Consider the following 16239-nt stretch of genomic DNA (forward strand, 5'->3'; position numbering starts at 1 on the left):
CGGATAGCGCTGCTGTCGTCCGTGCCGCCGCCGACGACGTGTGTAGGGCCCACGATTTTAGGTCCGGGTGCGTTAGCAGCGTCCATGAGCCGACGAGACGGAACGAGTGGGGTGTCGCCCGCGTGAGCGAGGGGGACGTATCCGCCAGCGGGGACGCCCCGGCGGGTGCGGCGCTGCTGGCCCCCGCGGACACCGGGGTCGTCGTGCTCGACGCGAACGGCCGGGTCGTCTGGCTGAACGAGGCGGCGACGCGGTACCTCGCCGTGGACGCCGAGGCGGTCGACGGCCTGTCCGCGGAGGCGTTCGCCGAGCGCGTCGCCGCTCGACTCGCCGACGGCGAGGGGTTCGTGGAGACGGTGACGGAGGGGGGCGTCGACGGCCCCAACCGCGAACTCCACGTCGTCGAGGGAGAATCGGACCGGTGGCTCGAACGCCGAACGCACCCGATCGAGGACGGAGAGTACGCGGGGGGACGGGTGGAGTGCTACGTCGACGTCAGCGACCAGAAGCACGCACTCGACCGACTCGACCGTCGCGAACGGACGCTTCGGGCCGTCCACGACATCCTGCTCGACCGGTCGCGCGACCTCGACGACCGTCTCGACGAACTGCTCGAGGTGGCCGGCCGGATGCTCGGTGCGGAGCACGCCGCCTTCGCGCGAATCGGGGACGGACGGGTCCTCGTCGAGAACGTCACGTCGAGCCTGGACGCGGCCGTGGGCCCCGGCCACGCCATCGACACGTCGGAGACGATCGCCGGCGTCGTCGCCGGCCGAGACGACCTCGTCCACACCGAGGACGCGACCGAACGGTGGCCGGACCGTCGCCCGGTCGGTGTCGCCGACGACGCGGGGCTCGACTACTTCGTCGGCGTTCCGGTCGCCGTCGAGGGCGAGCAGTACGGCGTGCTGTCGTTCGCCGGGACCACGCAGAAGCAGGCGGGGCTCGACTGGAAGCGCACGCTGCTCGACATCACCGCGAACTCCCTCGGCCACGAGCTCGGCAACAGCATCTGGGAGGACCAGACCGAGGAGGAGCTCCAGCAGGCACGACGCGAGTTCGAGTCGCTGGTGCAGGACGTCGAGGACTACGCCATCTTCCGGCTCGACGTCGACGGCCACGTCGAGAGCTGGAACCGCGGGGCCGAGGAGATCAAGGGATACGAGGAGCACGAGATCGTCGGCGAGCACGTCCGGAAGTTCCACACCGAGGCCGACCGCGAGATCGGCTACGCCGACGAGCTGCTCGACCGTGCCCGGGAGCGTGGCCGGGCGGTCGACACGGGCTGGCGGGTCCGGGCCGACGGCTCGCGCATCTGGGTGAGCGCCGTCATCACGGCGCTGCAGAACGACGACGGCGAGCTCCAGGGGTTCCTGAAGGTGACCCGCGACATGACCGAGCGGCGGGCCCGCGAGAAACAGCTGGAGCACGAGCGAGAGCGCCTGGAGTTCGTCAACCGCATCATCCGGCACAACCTGCTCAACGGGATGAACGTGGTCGAGGCGCGGGCGAACATCCTCGAGGGGCACGTCGACGACGAGGTCGCGCCGCACCTCGCGACCATCCAGGAGCGCGTCGAGGACATGACCGAGCTCATCGAGACGATGCGGACGTTCATGATGGCCATCGTCGAGGGCGAGGAGCACGAGCCCGCACCGACCAACATCGGCGACGTGTTGGCGGACGAGCTGGCGAAGGCCGACCGGGCCTACGACGACGCGACGTTCCAGCACGACGAACTCCCGTCCGTCTCGGTGCTCGCGGACGACCTGCTTCCGGAGGTGTTCGAGAACCTGCTGACGAACGCGGTCCAGCACAACGAGGGCACGGCTGCACGGGTCTGCATCGAGGTCGACGTGACCGAGGACGAGGTGGAGGTCCGGGTGCTCGACGACGGCCCGGGCATCGACGAGGAGGTGATGTCGCACGTCTTCGAGAAGGGCCAGAAGGGGTTCGAGAGCCCCGGGACCGGGTTCGGGCTCTACCTCGTCCACGAGATAGTCGACTCGTACGGCGGGCGCGTCGAGGCGACCAACCGCGACGAGGGTGGGGCGAAGTTCACCGTCTGCCTCCCGCGGTCGCTGGAGGACGACGACTGACCACTCGCTCCGGGCGATGGACCCGCCGACGCGGGTCTGTCAGTACGTTTTATCACGCGACGGTGGGTTGCTCGTCGCATGACCCGGACGGACAGGGAGTTGCTCCGGGCGACCCTCGACATCTGGCACCCGGACTGCTGGGGGATCTGCTCGACAGCCGAGACGGGGAGCAGTCTCGTCGGCCACGGCGCGGCGGTCTCCGGCGACGCCGCCTACGAGCGGTGCACCATCTACGGCGACTCGGCCGAGCATCTCGACCAGGCTGTCGCGGTGGCCCACGACTCGCCGTTCATCAGGAGCATCCATCCGCTCGACGACGGGCCGACGGCGGCCGCGCTCCCGTCGGCCATCGGCCAGCGCGCCCGTGACGTGTTCATCGAGTACCCCGCCGCCGACGGCATCGGCGCCGCCTTCGTCTCGCGGGGCTACGTCCTCGACGGCCAGTACCGCGTCGAGGACGGCACCGAGACGTGGGACCTGCTCGTCCACGCGAGCCGCGAGTCGTTCGAGCGGTCGCTGGACGAGATCAGGCGCGAACGCGACGCGGACATCACGCTCGAACGCCTCTCGCCGGCGTCGAACGCGACCAGACCGGGACCGACCGGGGGACGGGACCGGACGCTGACCGACCGGCAGCGAGAGGTGTTCACGCTCGCCCGCCGCCGCGGCTACTACGAGTGGCCCCGGGAGGTGTCCGCCCGCGAACTGGCGGAGGAGCTCGACGTGTCGAAGACGACGCTGCTGGAGCATCTCCGTACCGCGGAGTCGAAGCTGCTCGGTGGCGGTCGCTGAGGGCGCTGCCCGCGACACGTTCTGGTGGCCGCATCGCCGACCGGCGTCGCCACTGCCCTCCCATGGGAGGGAGACGTTCATGGCCCGCTCGCGAGAATGTGCTGTATGACCGATGCAGACCTCCAGACGGTCGGTATCCTCGGTGGGATGAGCAGCGAGTCGACGGTCCAGTACTACCGCGGCATCGACGCGGGCATCAACGCGGAGCGGGGCGGTCACGCCGCCGGACAGGTGCTCATCAGGAGCGTGAACTTCGCGGACATCGAGGGCTTCATCGCCGACGAGCGGTGGGGAGACGCCGGCGACTACCTCGCCGACGCCGCCAGCGACCTCGATTCGGGCGGGGCGGACTTCGTCGTCATGGCGACGAACACGATGCACCGGGTCGCGCCCGCCATCGAGGAGGCACTGTCGGTGCCGTTCGTCCACATCGTCGACCCGACGGCCGCGGCCATCGCCGCCGACGGACTCGACACGGTGGGCGTCCTCGGCACCCGGCCGGTGATGGAGGGCGAGTTCTACGAGGGTCGCTTCGCCGACCACGGCATCGACGTGGTCGTGCCGGACGCCGACCGCCGCCAGCAGGTCCACGACATCATCTTCGACGAGCTGACGAAGGGCGTCGTCACCGAGGAGTCCCGCGAGGCCTACGTCGCGGCCATCGAGGAGCTCGTCGACGCGGGTGCCGAAGGCGTCGTCCTGGGCTGCACCGAGATCGAGATGCTCGTCGCCCAGGCGGACGTGCCCGGGACGCCGCTGTTCGACACGACCGCGTTGCACGTCGCAGACGCCGTGGACCGCTGTCTGGGCGTCGCGGCGTCGCAGTAAGGGGAAGTGGGGGTCGGCGTCCCCGACCGGATGGGGGGCCGTGGTCGGGCGCGCCGACGCGGTGGGGGAATCAGCTCGAGGTGTGGGCCTCGTCAGTCAGAAGAAGGGGAGGAACGCGAGGATGCTGGCGTGCTGGCCGTTGCCAGCCCCGCTCCCGTCGTCCTCTTCCTCGTCGTCGTCGCCGTCGTCGTTACCGGCGTTCTCGGGGGGGCCCTGGCCGCCGTCCGTCTCGTTGTCGGTGTCGTCGCCGTTACCGGCGTGGTCCGGGGGACCCTGCCCGCCGTCGGTCTCGTTGGTGGCCGTCTCGTCCGCACCCGGGCCTGCGTCTGCCGGCGGGCCGGCGTGCTCCGGCGCGTTGCCGGGGTTGTGCTCGATGACCCACTCGGCGATGTGGAGGCCGGGCGCCGAGACGTTCGAGTCGTTCGTCACGTTCTGGACGTACTCGTTGAGCATCCGGGAGAACTCGTTGTACGCGTCCTCGGAGCTCTGCTCGTCGTCCGTCTCGTTGCCGTCGTCGACGTCGGTCTCGTTCCCGTCGAGGTCCGTCTCGTCGTCGCCGTCGATGTCGGTCTCGTTCTCGTCGGCGTCGTCGGTCTCGTTGTCGGGCAGGTCGGTCTCGTTGTCGTCCGTCTCGTTGTCGTCCGGAGTCAGGTCCGTGGCTGTGCTGTCTGCGGGCTGTGCAGGCGTCGCACCCGCGGCGGCGGCCGCCGGAGCGGCGGCACCGACCACGAGCAGCAGCGCACCGAACAGTGCGAACGTCGTCTTTGCGCTCATCACACCCCATCCTGTGCCGGAGAGGGGGATAAACCCGTGAGCACGTTCATCTGGTTCAATCCGTTTGCTCTATCGCGGAGACGGGCTCAGAAACCGTTTCACCGTTTACAAACGAATCTCGGCGTTCAATTCTCGGATATATGTGTCGGCACCAATGGTGGGTGGCTCTGTCAACAGGCCGATGATTTGATGGTCGTCGCCCGCGGACTGGGGTGCATGCGAAGGGGAGGGAACCGGGGCCAGTCTGCACCGATCGGGACGCTGCTGATGGTCGCGCTGGTGCTCGTCGCGGCGGGGGCGGCCGGGGTCGTCATCTTCGACCTGTCCCCGGACCTGCTCGGCAACGCGCCGTCGGCGAGCATCGACGTGGGCGTCGAGTCGAACGGCCCGGACGCACAGACGCTCGTCATCCGCCATCAGGGGGGCGACGACCTGCGGGTCGACGCGTTCGACGTGGTCGTCCGCGACGGGGACTCGGTGTCGCGGCTGTCCCTGTCGACGTTCGAGAACCGGAGCGGCATCAGCGGCGGCATCGCCGACGCCGGCGACAGCCTCCGGACGACGCAGCTCCTCTCCGGCCCGGCGACGGTCCAGCTCGTCCACCGGCCGACCGACGCAATCGTCGACGAGCAGCGCGTCACGCTCCCGTCCGGCGACTCGCCGTCGGTCGTGGACTTCGAGACCAGCGAGCCGACGCAGTCGTTCGAGAGCAACCAGGACGGGACCGGCGACACGACGGTCGAGGACAGCGGTGCGACGGTCCGGCAGTCGGGCAACCAGTGGAAGTTCGTCGACCGGAGCTACACCGTGACCGAGAACACGACGCTCGTCTTCGAGTTCAACAGCACCAGCGAGGGCGAGATCCACGGTATCGGGCTGGAGGACGATCAGGACCAGACCAGCGACCGCATCGTGCGACTGTACGGCACGCAGAACTGGGGCGAGCCCGTCGGCCAGTTCGCCGGACTCGACACGTACTCGGCGGGCGACGGCTGGGTCCGCTACGAGGTGCCTATCGGCGAGCTGTACGAGGGCAACGGCGACCTCGGCCCGGTCGACTACCTCGTGTTCATCACCGACTGCGACACGAACTCGGGCTGTGACCCGGACCGCGCGAACCCGCCGAACTCGCGGTTCCGCAACGTCCGCATCTACGAGAACGACAGCGCACCGTCGCTCGCGCCGGTCCCGGTGGCGTAACTGAGTGTGGTACCGGGCTCGATTCCCCAAGAACGGTCCGAATATGCGGCTACACTGGCAGGATACGCAAGTCAGCAGTACTGTATTCTCGGGCGGTAATACCCGCCATCGTACCAGACGAGCTCGGCATCGAGCCAGAACGCATCCTTCGATATCTCGGCAGACCCGTTCAGTGCAGATTCGAACGTCTCTCGCCGGTCGCTGGATAGTCCACTGTAGTTGAACACGCTTGCGTTCGACCGCTCGAACTCGGGCTCCTCGACCAGGACCACGGATAGATCGGAGCGGCACGCTGGGTCACCACCCGTCGTCTCGGATGGGTTCGGCCCGGGCTGTAAACCAAGACATCCACCAAGCATGATCACGGTCATCACCAGAACCACCCTGGCCCGAACCATAGGAGATGGTCTCCGGCTATCGGGCAAATCGTTTCTGGTTGAGCGCCGGATCAATTCACGCGCTCCACCAGCGCCGCCGCCGCCGTCTCCGCCCGCTCCAGCACCGCGTCCTCGTCCATCGTCAGCACCTCGCGGTCGCGCATGAGCACCGCGCCGTCGCACATCGTGTGGCGGACGTCGCTGCCGGTGACCGCGTAGGCGAGGTGGCTCACGAGGTCGTGGCCCGGCGTCAGGTGCGGCGCGTCGAGGTCCACGACGACGAGGTCCGCCGCCGCGCCGGCTTCGATGCGACCGCCGGGGAGGCCCGCCACGTCCGCGCCACCCTGCGTCGCCATCTCGACGACGGCCTCGGCGGGCACCGCGCTCGCGTCGTCGGCCGCGAGCTTCCCGAGCATCGCCGCGTCGCGCATCTCGTCGAACAGCGAGAGGTCGTTGTTCGACGCCGCGCCGTCCGTGCCCAGCCCCACGGAGACGCCGGCGTCCAGCATCGCCTGCACCGGCGCCATCCCGCTCGCGAGCTTCATGTTCGACGCCGGGCAGTGGACGACGCCCGCGCCGGTCTCCGCGAGCAGCTCGTGCTCCTCGGCGGTGGTGTGGACGCCGTGGGCGACGAAGTCCTCCGGTTCGAGCAGGCCGTGCTCCCGGGCGTACTCCAGCGGCCGCATCCCGTGCTCTGCGACGATGGGGTCGACCTCGTCGACGGTCTCGTTCGCGTGGATGTGCACCGGGACGCCCGCCTCGCGGGCCTGGGGCACGTACTCGTCGAGGAAGTCGCTCCCGACGGTCGTCAGCGAGTGCGGCATGAACGCGGTGCGGACCCGGCCGTCGGCCGCGCCGTCGAACTCCCGCGCCACCTCGATGCTCTCTTCGGCGTCGTCGTGGGCCGTCTCCGCCTCCTTCGCGATGGTGACCACGCCGTGGCCCAGCCGGGCCCGCAGCCCCGCATCTTCGACCGCGTCGACGATCTCCGGGACGTGGAAGTACATGTCCGCGAACGCGGTCGTCCCCGACTTGATCATCTCCAGCATCCCGAGTTCGGCACCGACGCGCACGTCCGCGGGGGTCAGCGCGCCCTCCGCCGGCCAGATGTCCTCCTGCAGCCAGGCATCGAGCGGTTTGTCGTCCGCGTAGCCCCGCAGCAATGTCATCGCGACGTGCGTGTGGGCGTTCACCAGCCCGGGCATCACGAGCCCGCCGCTGGCGTCCAGTTCCTCGTCGCCGGTGAGATTCTGGCCCACCTCGCGGACCACGCCCTCGTCGGCGTCCACGAGTACGTCGGCGCGCTCGACTGTGAGGTCCGGCAGCAGCACCCGTCCACCGGTGACTGCGAGTTCCATGTTGCCGGTGGGTTTCGACGGGCGGGTCAAGACTCCATCGGGACCGGTCGACGGACGGTTTTATCGGCTGGCGGTCGTATCGTCGGCCATGACCGACCGCCCCGACGACCCTCCGGAGGGGGAGCCGGCCGACACCGACGACGGCGTCGGCTGGTCGTTCGACGGCGACGAGTCCGCCGACTCCTCGGCCGAGACTGCCACCCCCGGCGAGCCGCCCGAGACGGAGCCGTCCGAGACGCCACCGCCCGGCCACGACGACCCGCCGACGCTCTCGTGGGACGGCTTCGCCCTCGCCTGGCGGGAGCACCGCCGATACACGGCGTTCTCGGCGATGCTGTTCCTGCTGAGCATCCCGCTCGGGATCGCGCTCTGGGAGGTCGGCTTCGACCTGTTCGGCGCGATGGGGTTCGACTCGCCGAGCGAGATGTTCCCCGACGACATCACCGCGCTGTTCATCTTCCTGAACAACACCCGCGCCTTCTTCGTGTTCATCCTCGGGGCGCTGACGGGGGGTATCCTGACGACCATCGGGCTGGTGTTCAACGGCGTGCTCGTCGGCTACGTCGTCACGCCCGCGGCGGCACAGGAGGGCTACGGCTTCGTGCTGCTGGCGCTGCTCCCCCACGGCGTCCTCGAGCTGCCGGCGCTCTTCGTCGGTGCGGCCATCGCGTACCGCTTCCTGGCGAACATCGTGCTGCTCGTCTTCGACCGCCGGGACCACTTCTACACCCGCGGCGAGGTGAAGCGGACGGGGCTCCTCGTCGTCGTCTCGGTGGCTGCGCTCGCCGTCGCTGCCGTCGTCGAGATGCACGTGACGACGTGGCTGCTGGACCAGGTGTACGGGACGCCCGCGCCCTGAGGACTCCCGTCGCGCCCCGAACCGGCAAGCTCCGGCTGGATGGAAAGGCAGTTCCCGCCCGGACGCGAAGGACCGTCAAATGCGCATCGCGGTACCGAACAAGGGCCGACTGCACGACCCGACCATCGACCTGCTGGAACGGGCCGGACTCCACGTCGTCGACGGCGCGGACCGGAAGCTGTACGCGGACACCGTCGACCCCGACGTGACCCTGCTGTTCGCCCGCGCCGCCGACATCCCCGAGTACGTCGCCGACGGCGCGGCCGACCTCGGTGTGACGGGCTACGACCAGGTCTGCGAGGCCGGCGTCGACGTCGAGGACCTGCTCGACCTCGGCTACGGCTCCTGCCGGCTCGTGCTGGCCGCGCCGGAGGACGGTGACATCGAGACGCCGTTCGACCTCGACGACCGCATCGTCGCGACGGAGTTCCCGACCATCACGCGGAACTACTTCGACGAGCGCAACATCGACGCCGACATCGTCGAGGTGACCGGCGCGACCGAGCTCACGCCGCACGTCGACATGGCCGACGCCATCGTCGACATCACCTCGACGGGGACGACGCTGAAGGTGAACCGCCTCGCCGTCATCGACGAGGTGCTCAAATCCTCGGTCCGGCTCGTCGCCCGTCCGGACGTGGCCGACGACGAGAAGACCGAGCAGATACGGATGGCGTTCGACTCCGTCATCGCCGCCGAGGGCAAGCGCTACCTGATGATGAACGTCCCCGAGTCGAACCTCGACGCCGTCCGCGAGGTCATCCCCGGCATGGGCGGTCCGACCGTGATGGACATCGCGGGCTCGGACAAGCTGGCGGTCCACGCGGTCGTCGACGAGCGCGACGTGTTCGAGACCATCAACGAGGTCAAGGGCGAGGGCGCGAGCGACATCCTCGTCACCGAGATCGAACGGCTCGTCGAGTAGTCGGTCGCCGCGGTCTGTTCCCCCGTTACTTCCCCGCCTGCGAGAACAGCAGCTGCGCGACACCGATGACGCCGAGCAGGAACGACTGCGTCAGCAGTGCGTCCGGCTCGAACGCGTAGACGATGACGCCGGCGACGACCGGCGCGAGCCAGATACCGAGCAGCAACTGCTGTTCGGCGACCGTCCCGACGACGAGCGCGGCCACCCCGACCACGACGAACGTCACGGCGAGCCCGGTCGTGTTCTGGAGGCCGCTCGCGGCGACGATACCGACGAGCGCGCCGGCGAGCAACAGCGACAGTCCGCCCCGGGCGACCCGGGTACGGCTCGATGCGTCCATACGACTCCTCGGCGGAGCGACGACAAAAAGGCGGTCATGCGCGCCCGGCCGTCGGAGTCAGGCCGGCGCGGTCGACAGCAGCGCGACGAGGTTGAACAGCGTGAACCCGAGGATGACCGCCACCGTGTAGTGGATGACGGAGACGAACGCCGTGAGTTTGGCGTCGAGCCGGTAGACGAGACTGATGGCGACCGCGTCGGCGACCAGCGTCACGGGCAGGACGACGGCGGGGCCGTACTGCTGGAGCAGCAGCGACACCAGTGCGAGCATCGGGCCGACGACGAACGCGAGCTTGACCGGTACGTCGCCGAGGACGTTCCGTGCCGCGATGTGCAGCGTCACCGAGTAGAAGAGCGTGGCGACGAGGAACGTGCCGACGTAGGCGACGGGCGTCCCGGCCGACGGGTCGAGCTGGAGCGGCGTGAGACCGACCATGGCCGTGGCTAGCGGCCCGGCTGCCATGTGCCTGCCGCTTTCCCGGCTCGCCGCCATGGTCGGTGGCTCCTCATGGGTCTCGGTCGAGCACCTCGACACCGGTGAACTCGAACCGCGCACCCCCGTCGTCCCCCTCGGTGACCTGGACCGTCCAGCCGTGAGCGGCGGCGAACTCCTCGACGATCGCCAGGCCGAAGCCCGTGCCCTCCTCGGTGGTCGTGTGCCCGGGGTCGAACACCCGGTCGCGCTCGGACTCGGGGATGCCGACGCCGTCGTCTGCGACGTAGAAGCCGCCGGGGAGCACGCCGACGGTGATGGAGACGGCGGAGCCGTCGTCCGGTGTGGCGTGCTCGACGGCGTTCCGGAACAGGTTCTCGAAGATGTGCCGGAGTCGGTTGCGGTCGGCACGGATGGTGGCGTCAGCGACGGTCAGGGTCGCCTCGTCGGTCTGGACGACGGTCCAGCAGCGGTCGGCGAACGTCGCGAGGTCGATGCGGTGTGTGTCGTCGACGCTCCCGCCGTGTCTGGCCAGCTGGAGCGTGTCCTCGGTGATGCTCGACATCCGTTCGAGGGCGTCGCCCAGGTGGGCGAGGTGCTCGCTATCGGACTCCTCGCGGACGAGCTCGAGCTTGCCCAGTGCCACGGTGAGGGGGTTCCGGAGGTCGTGGCTGACGACGCTCGCGAACTCCTCCAGCCGCTCGTTCTGCCGCCGGAGCTCCCCCTCGAACCGGAGTCGGTCGAGGACCCGCGCGGTGTGCGAGACGAGCAGCTCGGCGAGCTCCACGTCCGCCTGCGAGAAGGCGTTCGGCTCGGTCGCGACGGCCTGGAACACGCCCGACTCGCCGATGGGAACGCTGATGCCGGATCGGTAGCTCGTCTTGGCGGGCTCGGAGACGTCGTCGTCCAGCACGTCCTCGACGAGTGTGGACTCGCCCGTCTGGTAGGTCTTCCCGGCGAGGCCCTGGTCCTGCCGCATCCGCCGGGCCCCATCGGTCGGTGCGCCCGTGGAGACGGCCTTCGGAACCAGCCAGCCCCCCTCGGCGACCATGAGGCTGCACATCTCGAACTCGAGGATGGACTCGGCGGCGGCGACGGTCCGTTCGCAGGCGGCCTCGATGGTCTCGCACTCCTGGATCTCGGTCGCGACCTGGTGGAGCGTCGCCAGCACCGCCTCGCGTTCGTGGCGCTCGTGGACATCGTGGATGGTGACGAGCGAGCGCTCCCGTCCCTCGATCTCGACGAGCGTGGCGTCCACCTCGACCCAGTGCGTCGAGCCGTCGCTGCGCCTGTCGGGCCACTCGAAGGTGAACTCGGGCTCCGCGAGCGCTCGCTCGAGGAGTTCGACGCCGCGCTCGGCGTCGTAGCCCGGCACGTCGGCGGTGATATCCTCCAGGCCGAGCTCGCCGAGCTGCTCGCGGTCGTAGCCGAGCAGGTCGCAGTACTGCTGGTTCACGTCGACGACCGTCCCGGTCTCGACGTCGCGGACGGTGAGACCCACGTCGGTGTTCTCGAACACCGCCCGGTAGCTCAATCGGGAGCGAGCCTGCTCGACGGCGTTCTCGATGCGGTTCGCGAGCAGGGCGAACTGGTCGCTGCCGCCCCCCTTCCGGAGGTAGTCGGTGACGCCTGCGGAGATGGCCTCGCTGGCGATCTCCTCGCTCCCTCGGCCGGTGAAGAGGATGAAGGGGAGCCCCTCGTGGCGTTCGCGGACGGCGGCGAGCAGCTCCAGCCCGTCGGTCCCGGACATCTCGTAGTCGGAGACGACGCAGTCGATGGTCTCGCGTTCGAGGAGGTCCAGTGCCTCGTCCGCGGTCGTCGCGGAGACGACGCCGATGCGGTCGCTCTGGCGTTCGAGTAACTCCGCTGTGAGGGCGGTGAACTCCTCCTCGTCGTCGACGTGGAGGACCGTCATCGCTGCCGGCGCCGCTGACATACCCGTTCTCTTGGGTCGGACGGCAATGTCTCTTCTGGGGAGGTGTGCCGCCGGGAAACAGGAGCCGCAGGAACCGCCGAGCTACTCCAGCAGGCCGAGGTCTTCGAGGCGCGAGACGATCTTGTCGACGGCGTGTTCGGCGTCCTCGGGCTTCTTCCCGCCGGTGATGACGAGCTTCCCGGAGCCGAACAGGAGCGCGACGACCTCCGGCTCGTCGAGGCGGTAGACGAGGCCGGGGAACTGCTCGGGCTCGTACTCGATGTTCTCCAGCCCGAGACCGATGGCGATGGCGTTGAGGTTGAGATTGCGGCCGAGGTCGGCAGATGTGACGATGTTCTGGACGACGATCTCCGGGTCCTCGTTCACCTGGATGTTGAGGTCGCGGAGCTTGTCGAAGACGATGCGGAGGCTCTCGTGGACGTCGTCGGTGCTCTTGGCACCGGTGCAGACGATCTTCCCGGAGCGGAAGATGAGCGCGGCGGACTTCGGCTCCTGCGTGCGGTAGACGAGGCCGGGGAACTGCTCGGGGTCGTAGTCCGCACCTTCGAGGTCCATGGCGACGCTCTGCAGGTCGAGCTCCTGGCCGATACCGGTCGAGGCGACGACGTTCTCGATATTAATAGTCTCCTTGGGGTCGGTCATACTCGACTTAAAAGTCGTATTTAAGGTTTATAAAGGTTGGTGCCACGTGCCCGCACGCCGCCAGACCGAGCGACGGGACGGCCGATTCGGTGCGACGGAATCGGTCAATTCTGCCGATAAAAGCGTGACTTGAACGGATCTCGCCCCGGCGGTTACAGGGTTCCGTGCTGAGGCGCGCCGCGGCCGCCAGTCGACACGCTGATTGCCCGCGCTCGCACACGACCGAACGTGTACCTGCTGGAACTCGGCGGCGAGGACGACGCCTTCGCCGCCTGCGAGGCCGCGAGCGCGGCCACCGGCGTCGAGCGCATCGGGGCCGGGCTCGCCGTGGCGGGCAGCGTCGCCCTCGCACGCGTCCGCGGGCTCGCCTACACCCGCCGTGCGAGCGAGCTCGTCGGCCGGACCGACGCGAGCGTCGACAGCGCCGTCGCCCTGCTCTCGGCCGCACCCCTCACCCGCGAGGGCACCGTCGCCGTCCGTGCCCGCGACGTCCGCGGCGAGACCGGCGTTTCCACCAGCGACGCCGAACGCGCACTCGGGCAGGTCCTCGTCGACCGCGGTTTCGAGGTGGACCTCGACGACCCGGACCACGAGCTCCGGGTGCTGTTCGCGCCCGCCATCGACGACGCGGGCGACGCAGCCGAAGCACCCGACGGCGCAGCCGGCGAGGCCGGCGTCTGTGCACTCGGCTGGCTCGCCGCCGAGTCGGTGCGGGACTTCGGCGACCGCATGCCGACCGACAAGCCGTTCTTCCAGCCCGGCAGCATGGACCCCCTGCTCGCCCGCGCCGTCGTCAACGTCGCCGGTGCGGCCCCCGGACGCCGCCTGCTGGACCCGATGTGTGGCACCGGTGGCGTGCTCGTCGAGGCGGGGCTCGTCGGCGCGGACGTCGTCGGCGTCGACGCGCAGGCGAAGATGGCCGGCGGTGCCCGCCAGAACCTCGCGCACTTCCTCGACGGCGACCACCTGAACGCCGTCGCCGACGCCGGCGACTGGCACGTCTGCCGCGGCGACGCCACCCGGCTCCCGCTCGTCGACGACGCGGTCGACGCCGTCGTCTTCGACGCCCCCTACGGTCGCCAGTCGAAGATCGAGACCCACGAACTCGACGACCTCGTCGCCGGCGCGCTCGCCGAATCGCGACGGGTCGCCGATCGCGCGGTCGTCGTCGCCGACCGCGACTGGACCGGGACCGCCCGACGCGCCGGCTGGACGGTCGCGGACTCGTTCGAGCGCCGCGTCCACCGCTCGCTGACGCGGTCCGTGCTCGTGCTCGACTAGCTGTCGACCGCGTCCCGCGCCGTCGCCTGCAGTCGCTCGTCCTCCCTCGTCTCGACCCGCAGCGACGGCACCGGCACCGGCTCCCCGTGGTCGTCGACCGCGACGAAGGTGAAACACGCCGCCGTCGTCTGCTGCGTCTCGCCCGACCGCGGCTCCTCGCGGTACGCCCGGAGGAACACCCGGACGCTCGTCCGTCCGGCGTCGAAGACGTACGCGTCGATCAGTGCCGTCTCGCCGACCGGGATGGGTCGCTCGAAGGAGAACTCGTCGACCGCGGCCGTGACGCAGGTCTCGCCCGCGAACCGCATCGCCGCCATCGCGCCGACCTCGTCCATCCACTTCATCAGGTTGCCGCCGTGGACCGCCTCGTAGTTGTTCGCGTGGTTCGGCTGGACCCGCTGGCGGTTCGTGATCCGCGTCTCGGAGACTGCCTGCATACGAGAACCGTCGCGCCCTCCCCCAATAGAGGGCGAGGGTTCTTGAGGGAGACCGCCGCAAACGGGGCGTGGTCTGACCCACGCGGTCCGGCGGTCGAGGCGGGAGTGCGACGCGCCCCGGACCGACAGCTCACGCGTCGCCTGCTCGCCAGAAACGGAAGAACCAGTCGCTACGCCGTCGACCGCCCGAGCTCCGCCAGCAGGTGCCCGAGGTGGACTCGGTCGCTCGTCCCCTCGCTCATGTCGTGGTCCACCTCGCCGGCGAGCCGGTGGAGCCGGGCCAGTCGCTCCCCGTCGTAGCGCTTGCGACCGACGGTGAGGATCTCCGAAAGCACCTCGGTGCCGCTGTAGCCCTCGTCGACGAGCAGGTCGTCCAGCGTCGACCGGGCGTCGGTGAACTCGCCGGCCTCGGCGTCGTCCAGCATCTCTCCGACCGTGTCGAGCGTGCCAACCTCGCCCAGCGTCTCGTAGGCGGTCTGCATCGTCAGCTCGTCGGCCCGCGAGACCGTGGTCTGTGCGGCGAGGATCGCCTCCCGTACGTCGCCGTCGGCGTAGCCCGCGACGTACTCCAGCCCGTCGTCGTCGAAGGCGACGTCCTCGGCCTCGACGATGCGCCGGAGCACCGTCACCAGCTCGTCGTTCGTCGCCGCCCGCATCGGAACCTGGAAGCAGCGCGAGCGGATCGGCGGGATGAGCTTCGTCGGCTGCCGCGTGCAGATGACGAACTGCGTCGTCCGGTGGTAGCGCTCCATCACCCGGCGGAGTGCCTGCTGGAAGTCCACACGCACGTCCTCCGCGTTGTCGAGTACGACCGTCTTGTAGCTGCCCGACACCGGCGCGTAGCTCGCGGACTCCTTCAGCACGTGGTTGATCATGTCGCGCTTCGAGAGCCGCGACTTCCCGTCGAGGAACGACGCGAAGCGGGGGTCGTTCTTGATCTCTGTCTTCGTCCGCCCGAAGAAGTCGGCGACGTTGATCTCCACGAGGTCGTTGTCGGGGTCGTCGTGCGCCTCGCGGCCGAGCGCCCGGACCCCCGCCGTCTTGCCGACGCCGGGCGGCCCGTGCAGCAGCAGGTTCAGCGGTTCGTCCACCGCCTTCTGCAGGTACTCCCGTGCGTCCGGCTGTGGGAGCTCCTCGAGCGACGGGGCGTGGGCGTCGGTCCACAGCGGCGCGTCCATCACGCGCCGGTAGGCGAGCGCCCGGTAAGAATCGGTCGGTTCTCAGGACGCGCGGCGGCCGAGCAACACGCCACCGGCGAGGAGGGCGGCACCGGCGCCGACGAGGACCGTCGTCGAGACGCCGGTCCCGTTGCCGGTCGCGCCACCGCCACCGCCAGCGCCGTCGCCGCCGCCGTTCGCGGCCGTGCCGGGCTCCGACTGCTGGTCGGCCCGGTTCGCGGGGTCGTCGCCGGCGCTGTCGCTCGCCATCGAGCCGTTCTCGTTCGCGGACACGTCGCTACTGCCGACCGAGATGGTGCCGCTGTCGAGGCTCGCATCGACGTGCTCGCCGTCGGCGTCGTTGACGCGGGTGTCGGACTCGACGAACGAGAGCGTCGAGCGCTGTCCGTCGCTCCCGACCACCTCGAAGGTGATGGTCGCGAGCTGCGGGTCGTCCATCCCGTCGGCCTGGGACTGGGTGAGGAACACCCAGCCCGCATCGTTGTTCACGTTCTGCACCGGGGCGGAGTAGTCCGCGCCGGAGACGCGTTGCACCTGGACGACAGACGGGTCGAACGTGACGTTGGCCTGGTAGCCGGCGACGTCCGAGCCGTCCGCCGTGAGTGTGACGGTCACGGTGTCGCTGGTCGACTCGGCCTCGGCAGAGGACAGCGACAGGGTCGCGGACTCCTGCGTGGCCGCGATGGGGACGGCCACGAGTGCGAGACAGAGGACTACCAGCAGCAGCGTCGTTCCGTCGGGGAGGCGGGTCGTGGTCATGGGTCGTTGGTGAAACCGGCGA

At 69.6% G+C, this 16239-nt stretch carries 17 protein-coding genes; 7 read left to right on the forward strand and 10 right to left on the reverse strand.

The genetic code is table 11. The annotated features are described in order from the left end of the window. The first annotated feature begins 122 nt into the window (after window positions 1-122). The 3 genes from ACSG06_RS11745 to ACSG06_RS11755 all read left to right on the forward strand — a co-directional run bounded on the left by ACSG06_RS11745 (window position 123) and on the right by ACSG06_RS11755 (window position 3719). Complete coding sequence (locus tag ACSG06_RS11745) at window positions 123-2099, forward strand: ATP-binding protein (RefSeq protein WP_440990472.1); 1977 nt, start codon at window positions 123-125, stop codon at window positions 2097-2099. A gap of 78 nt (window positions 2100-2177) precedes the next feature. Continuing rightward, window positions 2178-2891, forward strand: coding sequence for a helix-turn-helix domain-containing protein (locus ACSG06_RS11750; protein ID WP_440990473.1), 714 nt, complete (start codon window positions 2178-2180; stop codon window positions 2889-2891). Between the two features lie 105 nt (window positions 2892-2996). Then, window positions 2997-3719 carry an aspartate/glutamate racemase family protein gene (locus ACSG06_RS11755; protein WP_440990474.1) on the forward strand — a complete coding sequence of 241 codons (723 nt, stop codon included), beginning with the start codon at window positions 2997-2999 and terminating at the stop codon, window positions 3717-3719. Window positions 3720-3815: 96 nt separating this feature from the next. Here ACSG06_RS11755 and ACSG06_RS11760 read toward each other — a convergent pair whose 3' ends face one another. After that, window positions 3816-4493, reverse strand: coding sequence for a hypothetical protein (locus ACSG06_RS11760; RefSeq protein WP_440990475.1), 678 nt, complete (start codon window positions 4491-4493; stop codon window positions 3816-3818). Between the two features lie 216 nt (window positions 4494-4709). On the opposite strand from ACSG06_RS11760, the gene ACSG06_RS11765 reads away from it, so the two are divergent. After that, a complete protein-coding gene (locus ACSG06_RS11765; RefSeq protein WP_440990476.1) occupies window positions 4710-5693 on the forward strand; it encodes an archaellin/type IV pilin N-terminal domain-containing protein in 984 nt (327 codons plus the stop codon). A gap of 71 nt (window positions 5694-5764) precedes the next feature. Here the strand turns inward: ACSG06_RS11765 and ACSG06_RS11770 are convergent, their stop codons facing one another. Both ACSG06_RS11770 and ACSG06_RS11775 read right to left on the reverse strand, forming a co-directional pair. After that, window positions 5765-6064, reverse strand: coding sequence for a DUF7979 domain-containing protein (locus ACSG06_RS11770; RefSeq protein ID WP_440990477.1), 300 nt, complete (start codon window positions 6062-6064; stop codon window positions 5765-5767). Window positions 6065-6141: 77 nt separating this feature from the next. Next, window positions 6142-7428 carry an amidohydrolase gene (locus ACSG06_RS11775; RefSeq protein WP_440990478.1) on the reverse strand — a complete coding sequence of 429 codons (1287 nt, stop codon included), beginning with the start codon at window positions 7426-7428 and terminating at the stop codon, window positions 6142-6144. Window positions 7429-7516: 88 nt separating this feature from the next. On the opposite strand from ACSG06_RS11775, the gene ACSG06_RS11780 reads away from it, so the two are divergent. Further along, window positions 7517-8287 (forward strand): stage II sporulation protein M, encoded by a 771-nt coding sequence (locus ACSG06_RS11780; RefSeq protein ID WP_440990479.1) that lies wholly within the window; start codon window positions 7517-7519, stop codon window positions 8285-8287. Between the two features lie 79 nt (window positions 8288-8366). Next, a complete protein-coding gene (hisG, locus tag ACSG06_RS11785; RefSeq protein WP_440990480.1) occupies window positions 8367-9212 on the forward strand; it encodes an ATP phosphoribosyltransferase in 846 nt (281 codons plus the stop codon). A gap of 25 nt (window positions 9213-9237) precedes the next feature. On the opposite strand, the gene ACSG06_RS11790 is transcribed toward hisG, so the two are convergent. From ACSG06_RS11790 to ACSG06_RS11805, 4 genes are all read right to left on the reverse strand, one after another. Then, window positions 9238-9552, reverse strand: coding sequence for a hypothetical protein (locus ACSG06_RS11790; protein ID WP_440990481.1), 315 nt, complete (start codon window positions 9550-9552; stop codon window positions 9238-9240). A 57-nt stretch (window positions 9553-9609) separates the two neighbouring features. Further along, window positions 9610-9987, reverse strand: coding sequence for a DUF7473 family protein (locus ACSG06_RS11795; RefSeq protein WP_440990482.1), 378 nt, complete (start codon window positions 9985-9987; stop codon window positions 9610-9612). A gap of 70 nt (window positions 9988-10057) precedes the next feature. After that, window positions 10058-11920 carry a sensor histidine kinase gene (locus ACSG06_RS11800; RefSeq protein WP_440990483.1) on the reverse strand — a complete coding sequence of 621 codons (1863 nt, stop codon included), beginning with the start codon at window positions 11918-11920 and terminating at the stop codon, window positions 10058-10060. An 81-nt stretch (window positions 11921-12001) separates the two neighbouring features. Further along, on the reverse strand, window positions 12002-12562 hold the full coding sequence (locus ACSG06_RS11805) for a TATA-box-binding protein (protein ID WP_089731057.1): 561 nt from the start codon (window positions 12560-12562) through the stop codon (window positions 12002-12004). A gap of 228 nt (window positions 12563-12790) precedes the next feature. Between ACSG06_RS11805 and ACSG06_RS11810 the strand changes: the two genes are divergently transcribed. Continuing rightward, entirely contained in the window at window positions 12791-13843 is a 1053-nt protein-coding gene (locus ACSG06_RS11810; RefSeq protein WP_440990484.1) for a methyltransferase domain-containing protein, read from the forward strand. Here ACSG06_RS11810 and ACSG06_RS11815 read toward each other — a convergent pair. The 3 genes from ACSG06_RS11815 to ACSG06_RS11825 form a co-directional block, all read right to left on the reverse strand. After that, window positions 13840-14280, reverse strand: coding sequence for an acyl-CoA thioesterase (locus ACSG06_RS11815; RefSeq protein ID WP_440990485.1), 441 nt, complete (start codon window positions 14278-14280; stop codon window positions 13840-13842). The genes ACSG06_RS11810 and ACSG06_RS11815 overlap by 4 nt on opposite strands. 170 nt (window positions 14281-14450) lie before the next feature. Beyond that, a complete protein-coding gene (locus tag ACSG06_RS11820) occupies window positions 14451-15458 on the reverse strand; it encodes an AAA family ATPase (RefSeq protein ID WP_440990486.1) in 1008 nt (335 codons plus the stop codon). 42 nt (window positions 15459-15500) lie between these two features. Further along, window positions 15501-16217: a cohesin domain-containing protein gene (locus ACSG06_RS11825; RefSeq protein WP_440990487.1), complete on the reverse strand. Its 717-nt coding sequence runs from the start codon at window positions 16215-16217 to the stop codon at window positions 15501-15503. Between the last annotated feature and the right edge of the window lie 22 nt (window positions 16218-16239).

This window comes from Haloarchaeobius baliensis, assembly GCF_052060055.1.
GTDB classification, from domain to species: Archaea; Halobacteriota; Halobacteria; order Halobacteriales; family Natrialbaceae; genus Haloarchaeobius; species Haloarchaeobius baliensis.

Coding starts and splice junctions, on each gene's coding strand:
- ACSG06_RS11750 (WP_440990473.1), top strand. CDS start 2,178: ATGACCCGGACGGACAGGGAGTTGCTCCGGGCGACCCTCGACATCTGG.
- ACSG06_RS11755 (WP_440990474.1), top strand. CDS start 2,997: ATGACCGATGCAGACCTCCAGACGGTCGGTATCCTCGGTGGGATGAGC.
- ACSG06_RS11760 (WP_440990475.1), bottom strand. CDS start 4,493: ATGAGCGCAAAGACGACGTTCGCACTGTTCGGTGCGCTGCTGCTCGTG.
- ACSG06_RS11765 (WP_440990476.1), top strand. CDS start 4,710: ATGCGAAGGGGAGGGAACCGGGGCCAGTCTGCACCGATCGGGACGCTG.
- ACSG06_RS11770 (WP_440990477.1), bottom strand. CDS start 6,064: ATGACCGTGATCATGCTTGGTGGATGTCTTGGTTTACAGCCCGGGCCG.
- ACSG06_RS11775 (WP_440990478.1), bottom strand. CDS start 7,428: ATGGAACTCGCAGTCACCGGTGGACGGGTGCTGCTGCCGGACCTCACA.
- ACSG06_RS11780 (WP_440990479.1), top strand. CDS start 7,517: ATGACCGACCGCCCCGACGACCCTCCGGAGGGGGAGCCGGCCGACACC.
- hisG (WP_440990480.1), top strand. CDS start 8,367: ATGCGCATCGCGGTACCGAACAAGGGCCGACTGCACGACCCGACCATC.
- ACSG06_RS11790 (WP_440990481.1), bottom strand. CDS start 9,552: ATGGACGCATCGAGCCGTACCCGGGTCGCCCGGGGCGGACTGTCGCTG.
- ACSG06_RS11795 (WP_440990482.1), bottom strand. CDS start 9,987: ATGGTCGGTCTCACGCCGCTCCAGCTCGACCCGTCGGCCGGGACGCCC.
- ACSG06_RS11800 (WP_440990483.1), bottom strand. CDS start 11,920: ATGTCAGCGGCGCCGGCAGCGATGACGGTCCTCCACGTCGACGACGAG.
- ACSG06_RS11805 (WP_089731057.1), bottom strand. CDS start 12,562: ATGACCGACCCCAAGGAGACTATTAATATCGAGAACGTCGTCGCCTCG.
- ACSG06_RS11815 (WP_440990485.1), bottom strand. CDS start 14,280: ATGCAGGCAGTCTCCGAGACGCGGATCACGAACCGCCAGCGGGTCCAG.
- ACSG06_RS11820 (WP_440990486.1), bottom strand. CDS start 15,458: ATGGACGCGCCGCTGTGGACCGACGCCCACGCCCCGTCGCTCGAGGAG.
- ACSG06_RS11825 (WP_440990487.1), bottom strand. CDS start 16,217: ATGACCACGACCCGCCTCCCCGACGGAACGACGCTGCTGCTGGTAGTC.